The organism is Rhodococcus sp. IEGM 1307 (genome assembly GCF_030056915.1).
Taxonomy (GTDB): Bacteria; Actinomycetota; Actinomycetes; order Mycobacteriales; family Mycobacteriaceae; genus Rhodococcus_F; species Rhodococcus_F opacus_D.
Genome location: NZ_JASHKW010000023.1, coordinates 127058 through 143743 on the forward strand (window position 1 = coordinate 127058; position 16686 = coordinate 143743).

14 protein-coding genes are annotated in these 16686 nt (G+C 66.2%); 9 read left to right on the plus strand and 5 right to left on the minus strand.

Annotated features, from left to right (window positions below; all coding sequences use genetic code 11):
• Position 1: 1 nt before the first annotated feature.
• Both QM841_RS34505 and QM841_RS34510 read right to left on the minus strand, forming a co-directional pair.
• Positions 2-2326, minus strand: a complete 2325-nt coding sequence (locus tag QM841_RS34505; RefSeq protein WP_283335387.1) for a hydantoinase B/oxoprolinase family protein — start codon at positions 2324-2326, stop codon at positions 2-4.
• Between the two features lie 11 nt (positions 2327-2337).
• Positions 2338-4440 (minus strand): hydantoinase/oxoprolinase family protein, encoded by a 2103-nt coding sequence (locus QM841_RS34510; RefSeq protein ID WP_283335388.1) that lies wholly within the window; start codon positions 4438-4440, stop codon positions 2338-2340.
• Positions 4441-4696: 256 nt separating this feature from the next.
• On the opposite strand from QM841_RS34510, the gene QM841_RS34515 reads away from it, so the two are divergent.
• The 6 genes from QM841_RS34515 (at position 4697) to QM841_RS34540 (ending at position 10369) form a co-directional block, all read left to right on the plus strand.
• Positions 4697-5455, plus strand: a complete 759-nt coding sequence (locus QM841_RS34515; protein WP_283335425.1) for a maleate cis-trans isomerase family protein — start codon at positions 4697-4699, stop codon at positions 5453-5455.
• A 23-nt stretch (positions 5456-5478) separates the two neighbouring features.
• Positions 5479-6123: a VOC family protein gene (locus tag QM841_RS34520; RefSeq protein ID WP_105420145.1), complete on the plus strand. Its 645-nt coding sequence runs from the start codon at positions 5479-5481 to the stop codon at positions 6121-6123.
• Positions 6120-6365 carry a hypothetical protein gene (locus QM841_RS34525; protein WP_283335389.1) on the plus strand — a complete coding sequence of 82 codons (246 nt, stop codon included), beginning with the start codon at positions 6120-6122 and terminating at the stop codon, positions 6363-6365. The genes QM841_RS34520 and QM841_RS34525 overlap by 4 nt, the downstream gene beginning before the upstream one ends.
• The gene (locus QM841_RS34530) at positions 6362-7597 is read left to right on the plus strand and encodes an alpha/beta hydrolase (RefSeq protein WP_283335390.1); all 1236 of its coding nucleotides are present in this window, start codon (positions 6362-6364) and stop codon (positions 7595-7597) included. The genes QM841_RS34525 and QM841_RS34530 overlap by 4 nt, the downstream gene beginning before the upstream one ends.
• Before the next feature lie 104 nt (positions 7598-7701).
• Complete coding sequence (locus QM841_RS34535) at positions 7702-8472, plus strand: MFS transporter (RefSeq protein ID WP_283335391.1); 771 nt, start codon at positions 7702-7704, stop codon at positions 8470-8472.
• 142 nt (positions 8473-8614) lie between these two features.
• A complete protein-coding gene (locus QM841_RS34540) occupies positions 8615-10369 on the plus strand; it encodes an MOSC and FAD-binding oxidoreductase domain-containing protein (RefSeq protein ID WP_283335392.1) in 1755 nt (584 codons plus the stop codon).
• 32 nt (positions 10370-10401) lie between these two features.
• On the opposite strand, the gene QM841_RS34545 is transcribed toward QM841_RS34540, so the two are convergent.
• A complete protein-coding gene (locus QM841_RS34545) occupies positions 10402-10959 on the minus strand; it encodes an OsmC family protein (RefSeq protein ID WP_283335395.1) in 558 nt (185 codons plus the stop codon).
• A 430-nt stretch (positions 10960-11389) separates the two neighbouring features.
• On the opposite strand from QM841_RS34545, the gene QM841_RS34550 reads away from it, so the two are divergent.
• The 3 genes from QM841_RS34550 to QM841_RS34560 all read left to right on the plus strand — a co-directional run bounded on the left by QM841_RS34550 (position 11390) and on the right by QM841_RS34560 (position 14084).
• Positions 11390-12583 (plus strand): NAD(P)-dependent malic enzyme, encoded by a 1194-nt coding sequence (locus tag QM841_RS34550; protein WP_283335396.1) that lies wholly within the window; start codon positions 11390-11392, stop codon positions 12581-12583.
• 179 nt (positions 12584-12762) lie between these two features.
• Complete coding sequence (locus QM841_RS34555) at positions 12763-13704, plus strand: NAD(P)H-binding protein (RefSeq protein WP_283335397.1); 942 nt, start codon at positions 12763-12765, stop codon at positions 13702-13704.
• Between the two features lie 83 nt (positions 13705-13787).
• Positions 13788-14084 (plus strand): antibiotic biosynthesis monooxygenase family protein, encoded by a 297-nt coding sequence (locus tag QM841_RS34560; RefSeq protein WP_283335398.1) that lies wholly within the window; start codon positions 13788-13790, stop codon positions 14082-14084.
• Between the two features lie 373 nt (positions 14085-14457).
• Here QM841_RS34560 and QM841_RS34565 read toward each other — a convergent pair whose 3' ends face one another.
• The gene (locus tag QM841_RS34565; protein WP_283335400.1) at positions 14458-14703 is read right to left on the minus strand and encodes a hypothetical protein; all 246 of its coding nucleotides are present in this window, start codon (positions 14701-14703) and stop codon (positions 14458-14460) included.
• A gap of 160 nt (positions 14704-14863) precedes the next feature.
• The gene (locus QM841_RS34570) at positions 14864-16612 is read right to left on the minus strand and encodes a sigma-54-dependent Fis family transcriptional regulator (protein ID WP_283335402.1); all 1749 of its coding nucleotides are present in this window, start codon (positions 16610-16612) and stop codon (positions 14864-14866) included.
• Between the last annotated feature and the right edge of the window lie 74 nt (positions 16613-16686).

Sequence of the window (16686 nt, forward strand, 5' to 3'; positions counted from 1 at the left end):
ATCATCGCTCCGCTACCGCGGGGAGGAGGCGGGCGATGTCCAGGGCGTGATCGGGGTGATCGGCGGGGACGATGCCGGAGTAGACAGCGGTCCAGCAACCGGGGCAGCACAGCTGCCGGAAGACGACGGGGGCGTCGACGTACTCGCGCGGATCGGAGGTCACCTGTGGTCCGGCGGTCGAGGAGGGACCTTCGAACCGGGCGAGGTCCAGCGCAGCATTGGTCTTGTCGTCTCCGAGGAGGCGTCCGCACTGGGCGCAGGCGATCGCGCGGGTGTCCCCGATCGTGACCTCCGCCAGGTTGTCGTCGAGTCTGCGAGCCCCGGCCAGATCGAGCACGGGGGCATCGGACCGAGTAGTCCCGGAGCGGTCTCGACGCTCCGTGCGCATCTCGTCCCGCCGATCCGAGGTCCGGATCTCATCGGCATCTCCGCCGGAGAGGATGACTCCATAGACGGTTTCGGCACCGTTTTCGGTGACCTTGCCTTCACGGAAGTCGGCTGCCACGGCGGCCGGGTCGCGCAGCAACGGATCACCGTAGCCGCCGCCGCCCTGCCAGTGCATGTACAGCACCTCACCGGGTGCCACGTAGCTCTCGGCGTAGCAGGCTCCGAGTTCGCGGCCGCCGCCGAGATCGTCCAGGGCGTCGGGGATGCGGCCGGCCGCGAACTGTTCGACGATGTCGGTGCCGCGGGCGAGGACCTCCACGCCGGTATTGCCGGGGTATCCGCCTGCGAGACCGTTGTTCTGGGCGACGGCCTTGCCCGCCGACGCCAGTACCAGGCCCATCGGCAGGCTGGTGCCGTAGGGGGTGATGGCGATGGAGGCACTGACACCACCGCGCTGGCGTCCGGGTCCGCCGGAGTCGGGTTCCTCGCGGCGCCACAGGGTGAGCAGCGGGTAGAGGAATTCGGTCATTTCGGTGTCCGGGATGCGGCCCATCGGGATGCAGAAGAGGCCACCGGTGTCCATGCCGTCGGCGGTGGGGCGGGCCCCGTAGCCGCCGGCCATCGGCTCCATCATGATGTTGAGGAACGGCACCGACTGTTCGGGGCGTTCGTCGAGACCGGCGATCACGGCGGTGTCCCAGGTGCCGCAGCACGCGGCCTGCACGCTCGTGCCGAGATCGACCGACCGGTCGAGCATCTGCGACAGGCATTCGGCGATCAGGGTGCCGGTGAGCCACGCGGGTCCGATCGGTCCGCGGCTGACCGCGGCGGGGAAGGTGGCGTTGTTGATCGTGCCCTCTTCGGAGACCAGGTCGAAGCAGCGCATCAGTCCGCCCGCGGACCAGGGGATGTCCCCGGCGAGGATCGGAAGCAGGGCGAGCATGACTCCGCCGCGCATGCCCGCGTAAGTGCAGTTGATGACGCCGGTCTGCGGGTCGGTGCCGGTGAAGTCGAAGGTGAGGTGGTCGGCGGTCTTGGTCATGGCCACGGTGATCTTGTGGATCCCGCGGTCGCCGGTGTGTGACTGATCCTGATAGCCGGTGGCCTTCCAGGTTCCGTCGGGCAGCGAGGTGAGCTTGCCGCGCAGACGTCCCTCGGCGTCGGCCATCATCCGCTTCATCACGGCCTTGACGGTGTCGGCGCCATACTGCTCGATCACCGCGAGCAGTCGGTTGCGCCCCACGGTGTTGGCGCCGATCTTCGCGCGGAGATCGAGTCCGACGAGCATGGGCACCCGCGAGCGCCGCACCCAGGCGTCGGAGACGTCGCGTTGCAATTCGTAGTCGCGGACCACCTTGATCGGGGGTGTCGGCAGCGACTCGGAGAACACGTCCTGGGCAGAGGGGTCGAACGAGCCGAGCCCGGACCCGCCGAGATCGGGTTCGTGGCAGATGGCGCTGGTCCAGGCGAAGAGCTTGCCCTCGTGGAAGATTGGTTGATAGACGATCACATCGCTCTGGTGCAGTCCGCCGCCGACCCACGGATCGTTGCACAGGAACATGTCGCCCTCGGTGATGCCCGGGTTGGTCGCGCGGTGCTGGAGGGTCCAGTAGATGGCGAGGTCGACCGCCCCGACGAGCATGGTGTTGTACAGGCCTACCTGCACTTCCTGCCCGATTTCGTCGCTGATCGCGAAGTCGAAGTCGTTGGCGTCGGTGACGATGGGGGAGCCGGACATGCGTTTGAGTGCTTCGCCCATTTCGTCGGTGACCGACCACAGCCGGTGCCGGATGACCTCGTAGGTCAGTGGGTCGAGGTTGTCGATGTGCTCCTGGCTGACGGTGTGGACTGCCAGCGTCGGGGGCAGCGATCGCGCCAGTGCGTCGGGGTCGATCGGTCGGCTCGAGAAGATTTCGGAGCCGGGGATTTGCATGGTCATCTTCGGTGCTCCTACTGGGCGGCGATGGTGAGGTTGCCGAGGCGGTCGACGGTGCCGGTGGTGTCGTGGGGAACGACGACGGTGGTCGTGGGGACTTCGATGATGGCCGGCCCGTGCAGGACGTGTCCGGCGAGCAGCTTGCTGTAGTCGTAGACGTCGGTGTCGACGTACCCGATCCGGCCGTCCAGGCACACTTTTCGGGTTCCGATGTGTGCTGGTGTGGGATCGGCGGAGTCCGCGGACTTGACCTCCGGCAGGGTAGGGGAGAACGGCAGGAGGCCGGTGGCCCGGACACGGTAGGTGATGGCCTGGATTCCGGCCTCACGGAAACCGCTGTCTTTTCCGTACAGTTCGGCGTACCGCTGCTCGAAGAGGTCCGACGCGGCGTGGATACCGGCGGCGTCGAGGCTACCGGCAGGTACCGCTGTCGCTACCTCCGCAAGTTGCATGGTGTAGCGCATGTCGATTTCGCGTTCGATCTCCACCCCGGTGAATGTCAACCCCTGCCGGTTGAGTTGCTCGAGGACCTGGGACTCGAGTTGGGCGAAGTTGCGCTCGGCACGGGCAGGATCGAGCGGCATGGCGGCAGGGTCGGACAGTTCGGCGGCGAGGACGATGTTGGACGAGGCCAATCCGTAGGCGGAGAACGCCGAGGCCACCTGGCCGAGTGGGACGATGACTTCCCTGACACCGACCTCGCGGGCGTAGGCGGCGCAGTGGGCTGGGCCGGCACCGCCGAAGGCGTAGAGCACGAAGTCGCGGGGGTCGTGTCCCGCCTCGACCACCGTCTTACGCAGCAGGTCACCGGTCTGGGCGTTCTGTACGGCGTAGATGGCCGCGGCCGCGTCTTCGATCGACAGCCCGAGGGGTTCGGCGATCTTGGTGCGGATTGCTTCCCGCGCGAGGTCCTTGTCCAGCGGTTTACGGCCGCCGAGGAGCCCGTGTTCGGGCAGGATCCCGAGAACCAGGTTCGCGTCGGCGTTGGTCGGTTCGATGCCGCCCTGGCCGTAGCAGGCCGGGCCGGGGACGGCCTGGGCGCTGTGTGGGCCGATCTGGAGATTGCCGCCGGGGTCGACCCAGGCGATGGCGCCGCCGCCGGAACCGATGGCGTGTACCTCGAGGGTGGGAACGTTGATCGGGTGGTGGTTGATGATCGTGCTCGACGCCCGGACCGGCTCGCCGTCGACGACGAGGCCGACGAGGAAGGTGGTCCCGCCCACATCGGTGGCGATGATGTTGCGGTGGCCGAGTTGTTTGCCGAGGGACACCGCACCGACCACGCCACCGGTCAGCACCGAGCCGACGGTGCTGATCGCGTTCTTCGGTGCCTCGGCGGCTGCGACGGCGCCGCCGTTGCTCTGCATCACCAGCAGGGGTCCGGCGAGTTTGCGTTCCCGCAGCTCGGACTCCAGTGAACCGAGGTAGTCACGTAGCCCCGGTCCGATCTGGGTGCTCATGATGGTCGTCGCGTTGCGGGCGAATTCGCGGATGCGTGGGCTCACCTCACTCGACAGGGACACGAACACCGTCGGGTCGATCTCGTGGACGAGTTCGCGGATGCGCTGCTCGTGCGTCGGGTTGCGGAACGACCACAGCAGGGAGACCGCGATCGCGGTGATGCCGTCGGCGAGAAGCGTGCGGATGGATCGACGGGCGGATTCTTCGTCGAGTGCGACGACGACGTTGCCGTCGCGGTCGAGTCGTTCGGTGACTTCCAGGGCATGCTTCTTCGGTATCAGGCCATGAGACTTGCTCTGCCCCATGACATTTTGCAACTGCTCCGGTGAGCCGCCCAGGTATCGGCCCTCGACGTTCATGATGTAGATGGAGTCGCGATGGCCTTTGGTGGTGAGGAAGCCGACCGGGGGCACGTTGCCCATGACGAGCGCGTTGAGTGACGACGTGGTGCCGTGTGCGATGTGGTGGGTGTTTGCCAGCATTTCCTCGATCGGACAGCCCAATTGCCCGGCGAGTACCTCGAGGACGTCGATCACGCCGCGGGAGTAGTCCGGCGGTGTCGAGGGGGCCTTCGCGGCGAGAACAGTGCCTGCATCGTCGTCCAATACCGCGTCGGTGAACGTGCCACCGACGTCCACTCCGATCACATATGCCATTGCAGCTGCGCTCCTTCGTGCTGGGGGAAATTCAGGGGGCGGTGTGAGGTCATCCTCGAACACTCCTTACGTCTGTGTCGAGTATTCGACGTGAATGATGACATGTCAAGAGGCAACTGTGAGTGCCGTCACGGAGGTGGGGGAAGTTGCGGCGAACCCACGCTTCGGACGCTCGGGGGTTGACGAATCATCATTAGCGTCGAATACTCGTCATGGGCGTAAATCTATGTCCGACTCCCACCAGAAGGGCCACAACATGGGCATTCATCGCATCGGACTCGTCGTACCGAGTTCGAATGTGACCGTCGAGACGGAAATGCCGGCACTGCTCAACCGGCATGCGGACGCGCGGTTCTCGTTTCACTCGAGCCGGACGCGGATGCAGTCCGTGTCCCCGGAACAGCTACGGGCGATGAACGCCCAACGCGAGCGATGCATCCTCGAACTCGGTGATGCCGGGGTCGACGCCATTCTCTACGCGTGCCTGGTCGCGCTGATGTCGGTGGGACCCGGAGAGCATCAGCGGGTGGAGGGGCTGATTGCCGAGCAACTGGCCACCGGCGGTTCGGAAACGGCGATCCGCTCGAGCGCAGGCGCACTCGTCGAAGCACTCCACGCCATCCACGCCGAACGGATCGTCCTGGTCACCCCCTACATGCGTCCCCTCGCCGAGCAGGTCGTCGCGTACATCGAGGCCGAAGGAATTCGGGTATCGGACTGGCGAGCACTCGAGGTCGCCGACAACGCGGAGGTCGGCTGTATCCCCGGCGACCGGGTCATGGACGCTGCCCGATCGCTCGACCGCGCCGGAGCCGACGCGCTGGTGATCTCCGCGTGCGTGCAGATGCCCTCACTCGACCTCGTCCAAGCGGCCGAAGACGAGTTCGGGCTGCCCGTCCTCTCGGCGGCCACCGCCGGTGTCTACAGCCTGCTGCGGGCCCTCGATCTTCCGGTCGACATCCCCGGAGCCGGTGGTCTCCTGCGTGCCGACGCTCAGGCCGCCGCCCTTCAGTAGACCCGAATCCATTGGAGTTCACCATGTCCGAACTGCAACACACGGTCAAAGGCGTCGACCACGTCGCCTACCCGACATTCGACCCCGCCGCGACCGTCACGTTCTACCGCGACGTTCTCGGGTTCCCAGTCGTGCACTCGATCTGCGCGGCCGGCTGGGGCCCGGAGAAACATCCCGACTTCATCCATTTCTTCTTCGATATCGGCAACGACGACCGATTGGCATTCTTCTACTACTTCGGCCTCGAACCGTTCGACGGCGGCCCGCAGGGCGACTCGTACTCCCGATTCGCCGAGGACGTACCCATCTTCTTCATCCGCTCCCGCCACCTGGCAATCCACGTGGATAGCGAAGACGACCTGATGGAATACCGGCGGCGCTTGGACCACAGCTCGTGGCCGGTGGAGATGCAGATCCAGCACGAGACGATCGAGTCGATCTACACCCACGACCCCAACGGCTACATGATCGAAATAACAAGGGCGCTACGCCCGGTCACCCCGCAGGAAGACCTCGACGCCAATCTCACCATCGACGCCCTCGTCGACGTCGTGACCGGACCGGACCCTAGCATGGCCGCGCTGCTCACCCGCAAAGCCGAACTGATCACCGAACGGGCAGCGGCCTGGCAACAGGAGCAGGAATCGAAGGAGATGGCGACCCGATGACTACCCTGTTCATCCTCGACGTCCCGGAGAACACGGCTGTCGCCGAGGTGGCCGGTCGCAACCCGGCGGTCACCGTCGACCACGTCGGGCCCTACTTCCGAATCGTCTCCGACTCGGCCATCGTCATCGACCGCCGCGCCACCGGCTGCCGCCACGCCGTCTGGTACAGCAGCGTCGCCGGACTGGCGGGGTCCCGAATCACGCAGTGGGACAAGGACGTCATGAGGGTTGAGCCGCAATGAGCGAGAGCACCCAACGGCTCGGCGCCGGACGGTACATCGACGCCGCCCAGGCCCCTGACACCGCCGTCACGTCGGTGCACGAACTTGCCACCGCCGACGGAGCGAAGGTCTCCGGTGTCCTACGGGTGGTGCCCGGCGCGCACACCGTCGTCGCGCTGATGCACCCGCGCCAGGATCTGACTCACCACGTGCTCGTGCCCGAACTGCTCGCCCGCGGGTTCGCGGTATGGACGCAGGGCACCCGATCGGTCAACAACGACATCGCTCTAGTGCACGAGCAAGCCTTGCTCGATGCCGCGGCCGGGCAAGTGTTTCTGCGGGAGAGGGGTTTCGACCACGTCGTCACCCTCGGTCATTCCGGCGGCGGAACCCTCTTTGCGTTCTATCACCAGCAAGCCGGTTTGCCGCCGGGGGAGCGGTTGACCCATACTCCCGCGGGCAGACCCATCGACCTGGCTGGGGCCGAGATGCCCCGGCCCGATGCGGCGATATTCATGGCACCGCACCCCGGTCAGGGTGCGCTCCTGCTGCGGCTGATCGACCCGTCGGTCGTCGACGAATCCGACCCTCTTTCGACAGATCCGGACCTGAACCCGTTCGATCCTGCGAATGGATTCGCCGAACCGCCCCACAGTTCTTCCTACTCACCGGAATTCATCACACGCTACCGCCAAGCGCAGCGCGACCGCATCGCCCGCCTCGACACCGTCGCCCGGCAACGCGTCGACGAAGCCGCCGACGCGCGCCGCCGGTACAAGAGCACGTCGGATCCGGGAGATCGTCGCGCCGCCCTCGCGCCCCGCGTCCTCACCGTCTACCGCACCGACGCCGACCTGCGATTCGTCGATCTATCGCTGAACCCGAACGAACGCCCTTACGGGTCGCTGTTCGGCCGGCGACCCGACCTGACCAACTACGGACTCGTCGGCTTCGGTCGCTTTTCCACGCCGGACGCCTGGTTGTCGACCTGGTCCGGGCTCAGCAGCAACGCCGACTTCCTGCGCTGCGCCCCCACGGTGACCGCACCGACACTGTTCGTCGAACTCACCGGAGACCAGGCCTGCTTCCCCGACGACGCCAAGACGGTGTGCGATGCACTCGGGTCGACGGACAAAACCCACGTCCGCGTCGCCGGCACCCACTTCGGCGGACCCATCCACGACGGCGCTCCCACCGGTGCCAGCCTCGCCGCCGCCGACATCGGCGCGTGGCTGGCAACCAGATTCCCGTAGACAGCCACCACATCCCTCTGCCGGACCTCACGCCGCAGTGACCTCACATGTTCCGGAGGTCACCGCGGTCGTTGGTCTGGACTACCTTCCGAGCGGAGAATCCGATGCGTGCCCGTATTCCACCCGCAGCCCCCGTCGTCGGGCTCTGCCTGATGGCCCTGGTCCTCGAGGGCTATGACCTCCTGATGTACGGAACAGTGGTTCCGTCACTGCTCACATACACCCCGTGGGACCTCGACGCCACCGACGTCGGGATGCTGGGCTCGCTGACCGGCATCGGCATGCTCGTCGGCGCCCTCCTCGCCGCGGCAGTTGCCGACCGGTGGGGACGACGCCGCACTCTCCTCGCCGCCGTCGTCATGTTCTCCACAGCCATGGGTGCGTGCGCGATCGCCCCCACCCCCGAGGTGTTCGGGGCGGGACGCTTCGCCGTCGGACTCGGCGCCGGTGTCCTCATGCCCACAGCCGCCGCCACACTGATCGAATTCGCCGAACCCCGTGCCCGGGCCCGTTCCGTGGCCATGGGGTTCGTCGGCACCTGCATCGGCGGCATACTCGCCGGAGTCGGCACGACCGGCACCCAGATCCTTCTCAATATGTTCATCGGCAGTCACTACCCCGCGTCGAGTCGTGCCACAGGACTGGGTATGGCCTTGGGTGTGGGCCGGATCGGGGCGATCGTCGGCCCCACCTACGGTGGCGTTCTCGTCGCGATCGGGACCGGAACCAACTGGCAACTGGCGGCTTTCGCGGCGCCGGCCGTCGTCGGTGCCATCCTGACCGTGCTCGTTCCGCAACGCACACCGATCCGCCGATCCGCTCAGACCCGACCTCCTTCCGCGGCCGCGGATATCGATCGGAAAGCTGTTTCATGACCATCGGGCCGGGAGTGGTGCAGATCACAGTCGGATATAGGATGTTCTGCGACATGACGAAGCTGCTCATCGCGATGGCTAGGGCGCGAACGATGGACACCTCCGGCAATCTGTTCCGCGCGAAACAGTAAGGGGTCGCACAATGGCACGCCTACGGTCACTCAACGTCGGTATGCCGAAAGACGTTCCCTGGCAAGGACGGACCGTCCACACGGGCATCTTCAAGTACCCCGTCGACGGTCCACGCATGGTCCGCACGCTCGACATCGACGGCGACGGTCAAGGCGACCTCGACGGTCACGGCGGCGAAATACGTGCCGTCCTCGTCTACCAATGTCAGTCCTACGACTTCTGGCGGCGTCAACTCGGTCGCGACGATCTCGAATACGGTCAGTTCGGTGAGAACTTCACCGTCGACGGCCTACCCGACGACGAGGTGCACATCGGTGACCGCTATGGCATCGGTGACGCCGAGTTCGAGGTCACTCAGCCACGCGTCACTTGTTATCGGGTCGGAATGCGCCTGGGTGAACCCGAGATGCCGGCACTGCTCGTTGCCCACCACCGGCCCGGGTTCTACTTCCGGGTTATCACCGAAGGTCACGTGCAGGCCGGCGACGAGATCATCCGCACCCGGATCGGTCGACACCGCATGAGCGTCGCCGCGATCGACGCACTGCTCTACCTACCCGACCGGGACATCGGCCAGCTCCGGAACGCAGTGGACATCCCCGCACTCAGCCCCGGCTGGCAGCGATCGTTTCGCGACCTGCTCGACGCCGCAGAGCACCCGAAGCGCGCCGGCGAGCCGCCCGCCGGCGCCCAACCGGAAGGCTGGGCCGGCTTCCGACCGCTGCGGGTGTCGCGGATCGTTCCCGAAAGCACAACCGTGGCGTCGATCCACCTGGCGCCACACGACGACACCCCGCTGACCCGGCCGAAACCCGGCCAGCACCTCACCCTCCGCGTCGCCGGCGCCGCCGACCCACCGCCGGTGCGCAACTATTCGCTGTCTGCCGCCCCGTCGGACAGCGAGTACCGCATCAGCGTCAAACGCGAGACTCACGGCCTCGTCAGCACCTATCTCCACACGCAATTACGTGTCGGCGACACCGTCGACATCGCCTCTCCGCGTGGCGATTTCGTCCTTCCCGAAGACCGCGACGACACCACGCCCGTGCTCCTGCTCTCGGCCGGCGTCGGGGTGACCCCCGTTCTGGCGATGCTGCATGCACTCGCCGCAGCCCACAGCAAGCGCGACATCTGGTGGCTGCACACCGCCCATTCAGCCGCCGAACAGGCTTTCGCGGACGAAGCGCACCGATTGCTGACCAGCGTCGACCGCGGTCACGAACACGTTTACTACACCGCCGAGAGTCCGATGGCGAACCCGGATCCACCGGCCGTCGCCGGCCGCATCAACCGCGAAGCCTTGGCCGCCCTGGGGCTGCCCGCCAACGTGACCACCTACCTGTGCGGTCCCACCGCGTTCACGACCGCGATGCGCGAGGCGCTCATGCACCTCGGTGTGGAGTCCGACCGCATCCACACCGAACTGTTCGGCGCACTCTCGGCCATCAACCCTGGACTCACCGACGTCACCCACACCCCGCCACACCTGCCACTGGGACCCGTCGGCACCGGGCCGCGCATCACGTTCACCCGCAGCGGACTCACCGTGCCATGGAGCGACGAGTACAGCACCGTCCTCGATTTCGCCGAAGCCTGCGACGTTCCGACCCGCTGGTCGTGTCGAACCGGCGTGTGCCACACCTGCCAGACCCCGATCCTCTCCGGGACCGTTCGATACCGACCGGACCCCCTGGAGCCCCCGATGCCAGGCACGGCTCTCTTGTGCTGCTCGCAACCCGAAACCGACCTCGTTCTCGATCTCTGACAAGCGCGGGTCCGGCTACTCGTCCGCAGTCGTCAACTCGTGATGGACACCGCTTCCGTGGATACGGATGCAGCATCGATCAGAGCTTGCCCCGGTCGACGACTCGCAAGGTGGGGAAGTGCTGCACGCAAGCGCACGGCGTGTTCGGCGTTCGCCACGTGCCAGTCCAGGCGAATCACGTCGATGACGGCGCCGTCATCGGTTCCCATCACGCGGTCGACGTTCAAGCCGGCTGACACTGTGAGCGTGGCAGACTCGGCTATCGCGACCTCGCCGAGCAGCCGAAGTACCACCAGCGAGGCAGCGGCAAGACCGGCGAGCATGTGCTCGACAGGGTTTGCGCCGGCATCGTGCCCGCCATATCGCGCGGCTTCGTCGATCGTCAACTCGTGCCTGCGCGCGGTGACCGTCGTGCCATGGCTCCCGAGCAGCGCGTGTACGACCAGGTGTTCACGTCGCATCCGCACCAACGGCGTGGACGTCACGTGGATCGGGACCGTACTGGGGGGGGACAGGTAGTCCGCCAGCAAGCGCTGCGCATCTGTCCGGCTGCTGTCGTGCAGCAGCGACGCCACCGCATCGAGTGCCACAGGATCTCGGCTCCTGACCTTCGCGATTGCCGCTGTCTGTGCGGCGACGATCTTTCGTACCGACGGGTGGTCGACGCTGGTTCTCGCCACGTCGACGGCGACGCCCGCAGTGGGGAATTTCAGGGCGACGCCGAAGAACAGCGAGTCGGTGAGCCCGAGTCGTGACGGTGCGCTGGGGTCGAACAGCGGGTGGAGGGTGTGGACCAGCGCAACTTTCCATCGGCGTTGCCCCCGAAGGGCTTCGACAGCGAACCACCGAGCCCCGCAGACAGCGCTGCCTCGGGATGGTCCGAGTCACCCCCTACACGCCGCCGCCGACCGCGGCGACGCCCTGATCGAGAGATGACCCACGCGCAATGAGCGCCGAATCAATGATCAATTCCGACGACACGCTCCCGCGGATCGTCGATAGCCAAGGAATGAGTAGACAATGACCATTGTGTCCGAACCCACCGCACCGCAGAAGGTCGAGCTGACCGACGAGGAGATCTTCGCCGGCCACATCGGGGGGAAGCTCTCGGTTGAGACCACGACCGCCCTCGATACGCAGCGCGCCCTGTCCATCGCCTACACGCCCGGCGTCGCGCAGGTCTCCCGCGCCATCGCCGCCGACGAAACCCTCGCCGACCGGTACACCTGGACCAGCCGCCTGGTGGTCGTCGTCTCCGACGGCTCCGCGGTACTCGGCCTCGGGGACATCGGCCCCCGCGCCTCGCTTCCCGTGATGGAGGGCAAGTCCGCCCTGTTCAAGAACTTCGCGGGCCTGAACTCGATCCCGCTGGTCCTCGACACCAAGGACCCCGACGAGATCGTCGAAACCCTGATCCGGCTGCGCCCGAGCTTCGGGGCCGTCAACCTGGAGGACATCTCCGCACCGCGCTGCTTCGAAATCGAAAAGCGCGTCATCGAGGCCCTGGACTGCCCGGTCATGCACGACGACCAGCACGGCACCGCCATCGTCGTCCTGGCCGCCCTCAAGGGTGCGGTCAAGGTCCAGGACCGCGACCTCCACCAGCTGCGGGTCGTCATCTCCGGTGCCGGCGCCGCCGGTGTCGCCTGCGCGAACATCCTGCTCGCCGCCGGGATCGCCGATGTCACGGTGCTCGATTCGAAGGGCATCGTCTCCGCCGACCGCAAGGACCTGAACGCGGTCAAGGTCGACCTGGCCGCACGCACCAACCCGGCCGGCCGCCGCGGCGGCACCGCCGAAGCCCTCAATGGGGCGGATGTGTTCCTCGGGGTGTCCGCGGGCACCGTGCCGGAGGAGCTGATCGCGACCATGGCGCAGGATTCGATCGTGTTCGCGTTGTCGAACCCGGACCCGGAGATCCACCCGGACATCGCCCGTAAGCATGCGGCGATCGTGGCCACCGGGCGCAGTGACTTCCCGAACCAGATCAACAATGTGCTGGCCTTCCCGGGGGTGTTCCGGGGTGCGCTCGATGCCGGTGCCCGCCGGATCACCGAAGGTATGAAGCTCGCCGCCGCCGAGGCAATCCTCTCGGTCGTCGGTGACGAGCTGGCTGTGGACAAGATCGTTCCCAGCCCGCTCGATCCTCGCGTCGCCCCCGCTGTCGCGGAGGCAGTCGCCGCCGCTGCTCGTGCAGAAGGCGTCACCGACTAGCGAGCACCCGTGCGTGATTGACGAGTTTCTGCACTCGTCAACCACGCACGGGCGGCGGCCCTCCTGTCGTAACGTCGCAGTAGAGCGTGAAACCAGGAGGTCCACGATGGCTCCAGAGCGCATTCCAGTGTCAGGGCAGTCGCGGCGGCTGCACGCGACGCGAACAGCGAGATTCGGTCATGAGTGACCGGGCGCCGTTCCTGGTGACCGGTGTGGGCGGTGGTTACAGCAGTATCAGCCGGATGGTCGCCGAGCTGCTGCTCCGCAGTGGCGAGCCCGTGCGGGCGATGGTTCATCGCGATGACGGCCGCGCCGACGCACTACGGGAGCTGGGAGCAGACATCGTCGTCGGCGATCTGACCCGACCCGGCGACGTCGATGCGGCGCTGACGGGCGTTACCCGGATCTTCTTCAACATGAGCGTTTCCGCGGACTATCTGGAAGCCGCCGCTATTGTGTGCGCGATCGCCGACGAGCGGGGCGATCTCGAGGTGTTGGTGAACATGTCGCAGATGACGGTGTCGCAGATGACGTCGACCAGCACCGACGAGTCCCGGCACCAACGGCTGCACTGGCTCGCCGAGCGCATCATGAATTGGTCCGGTCTGCCCGTCGTCCACGTCAGACCCACGGTCTTCCTGGACAATCCGCTGTTCACCGTCGTGGCGAGCCGTTCCGTCGCCGAACGTGGCGTCTTGGCCTTGCCGTTCGGTACCGGCAGGACCTCGCCCGTCGCCGCCACCGACGTCGCCCGCGTCGTCGCCGCCATACTTCAGGATCCAGCAGGACGTATCGGGCAGGTCTTCGAGCTGACCGGCCCCGCCGTCCTGGACATCGACGGCCTCGCCGATCAATACACCCGGGGCTTGGGACAGTCGGTAGCGGGATCCGATTTGCCCCACGACGACTTCGTGGAGTTGTTGAGCGCCGTTCCCGGCATCTCGTCGCACACCGTGCAACACCTCCTCACCGTTGCCACACTGCACCGCGACGATCGCTACAACCGGCTGACCACCGACGTCGAGGACGTGACCGGGCAGCCCGCGCAGTCGGTCGAGCAATACATCGCCGCACACCGCGAGCTGTTCTCGAGCCCGCCGCAGCCGGGTAGTGAGGGCTGAGCATCGCCACTACTTGCGCCACCCGTTCGAGCGGCGATCACGTCGCTCGCACCCACGACCGTGCGACGTCGCATACTGTGCCGATGATCCTGGAACACGCACTGCTGACCGTGGCACCCGAACGAGTCGAGGAATTCGAATCTGCGTTCGCGCAGGCCGAGTCGATCATTTCGTCGATGCCCGGATTCCTGCGGCTGCGATTGTCACGCGGCCTCGAGCGACCGAATGTCTATCTCCTGCTGGTCGAGTGGGAAGAACTCGAAGACCACACCGAAGGCTTTCGGCAATCGGGCCGCTACCAGCAGTGGAAGGACCTGCTGCACCACTTCTACGATCCCTTCCCGTTCGTGGAGCACTATGCACCTGTCCGCGAAGTGTGATTCGACGCCTCGCCGAGGCTGGCGCAACACGCGGACACCAGTCTCGTCGTGGCGGGGCTTCCGCCGTCACCGCAGGACGGGCACACCATCGTGACGCTCCGCGTGATTTCGTCGACGGTGACGGTGAGCGGCACGGCGCACTGGCGGCACCACCTGTGTCGCGTGACGGCGTTGACGTGTGTCGGCGACGCGACGCATTGGTGAATCCACCGTCGGTGCAGCGGGCACGTCGTCCGATCATCGGGGGCCAAGGTCCGCGCATCCTCAGCGGCGTCTTCCCTGTCCAGTTGATCACGGAGCGTGGTCGCGCAGGACCTTCTCACCCCAGACGAGCGGTGGCGGGCCGGTGTGGGACGGATCGCGTAGGAGGTAGTCATGGGGTCACCTCGACGAGATCGAACCGGGAATGCAATTGCGCCCAGGTTGCCCGGCGACGGCCGTCCTGGGTGCGGTAACCGCTGCCCGGCTCCGGAACCCAGGTCCGCATCAGATCGTCACGAACCGCGGGACGGTCGGTGGGTTCGCACGTGTGCGCCAGCGCGGCGACCAACCACACCCGGGAGGTGGTGCTGCCGGGGGATACCGAGTGGGTTTCCGCGCCAAGCGGGTTCGTAATCATGGGTCGTCCTCACGTCGGTCCCGGTCGCGTCCCCGCACTCGAAAGAAGCTGGCCCTCAACGAGATGCTGATCCGCGTGGGATTCTCTGTCTGACCTCATGATCCGCCGGCTAGGGTGTGATGCGTGTCTCATTTCCTGACACCAAGTGGTGCGGGCGCCGTCAGATGTCGATGCCGAATTCCTTGATCTTGCGGTAGATGGTGGCCCGTGAGATGCCGAGAGCTGTTGCGGCGGCCTTCTTGTTGCCGTGGTTCTCCTCGAGGCTGCGCACGATGGCGTCGCGTTCGAGGGCTTCGATCTGTGTGAGTGTGTGTCGGCTCAGGGCTCGGCACATCGGGGGTAGCTGCTCGACCTCGACGACACCGGAGCGCTGACGCTGGACCACGTCGTGCAGAACCTGCCGGAGCTCGGTGACGTTGCCGGGCCAGCTGTACTTGCAGAGTTGGCGCATCGCCGCAGGCGAGAGAGACAAGTCCGCGCCGCGCCCGAGCTGTCGCAGCAAATGTGGTACCAAGCTGTGAAGATCGTCGATGCGATGACGCAGCGCGGGCATGGTGACGGTATGGCTGAAGTGGGGAAGGATCAGCGTGTCGAGGTCGGTGTTGTGATCGGTTCCGCCGATGGTCGCGCCGATCCATCCGGCGTGTTCGCGTCCTTGAACGAGGTCGGCGACAGTCCGCAGCTGCGACTCGCCGAGGAGGTCGATGTCGCGCAGGATGACGCTGAATCGGTCTTGTCCGAGTTCCTGTTCGAGTGCCGGCAGGCCGGCGCTGCCGCCCGCGAGTTCGGCAACCGTGAAGATCCGTGTGCGGATGGGAATGTGTTCGATGGCAACAGCTTTGAGAGCTGATGCGCGGCCGCTTCCGGCTTCGCCGGAGACGGTGACCCACTGTTGTTCGCGCGCGCAGCGAGCGATCTGCTGGCAACTGCGGCGCCAGGACGCGCTGGTGCCGGTGATTCCGGGCAAGACGCGGATGCTCTCCAGAGCAGGGGATCCCGATGTGGGGATCTCCAGCAGATGTACGTAGAACAAGGCCATCTGCCGTCGGGCCCCGAGCCCGAAGTCCTCGACCGAGGACAGCCGGGCCGTCTGCCCGCTGGGCAGGGCGACGATGTGTCGTTGGGTGGCCGGAGCGCCGCTCAGGTCCACGGCGTGTTCGAGCAACGCACCCTGATCCTGGGCATCCAGTGCCACGCGCAGTTTTCGGTTGACGAGAACGACGTCGTCGCCGAGCGCCAACACCCCCGTTTGGGGTGACCGTCGACAGACCTTCAGATAGGCGTTGAGTAACGCAGTCTGGTCCGCACTGGCCTGCGCCAGGAGTCGGCCTTCGATCTGAGCCGTGGCGGATTTGGCGAGGGTGGCCAACAGCGGGCCACCGTCCTCTACCCAGCCGGTGAGATCGAGCGCGCCGACGAGGGCGCCGGACATCGGATGGGTGATCGGGACACCGGCGCACGCCAGTTGCCCGAGGCAGTCGGCGTAGTGCTCGGCGCCCGTCACCAGGATGGGCTGACGGGTTTCGAGAGTGGTGCCGATGCCGTTGGTGCCGGCGAATTGTTCCGAGTAGCTGTAACCGGGTATCAGTTGGACGTCGTCGAGTGTGCGATTGAGTCGTCGGCTGGCGGTGATCCTGGTCAAGATCACTCCGTCAGCCGAGGTCAGGATGACGCTCACCGGTTCGTCGACCAGTCCGTCCGCGAGTTGCCGCAGGACGGGTTCGGCTGCCGCGACGAGAGGGCAGTCCAGATTCGGCTCTCGTACGAACGGGAGGTCGAGTTGGTCGGGGCGCACCTTGAGCGACTTCGATCGCTGCCACGAGTACGAGATGGGCTGGCGAACGGAGCTGTCGAGGCCGTCGTCGGCGAGGAACAGCTCTCGCGCCTTCTGTAGATCCTTGCTGGTCATGCTGTATTTACGCCCCGATTCTCCACCTCTCACGTAGTTGAGGGTACGTCGTCTCGATGTGAGACGGGTCTCAA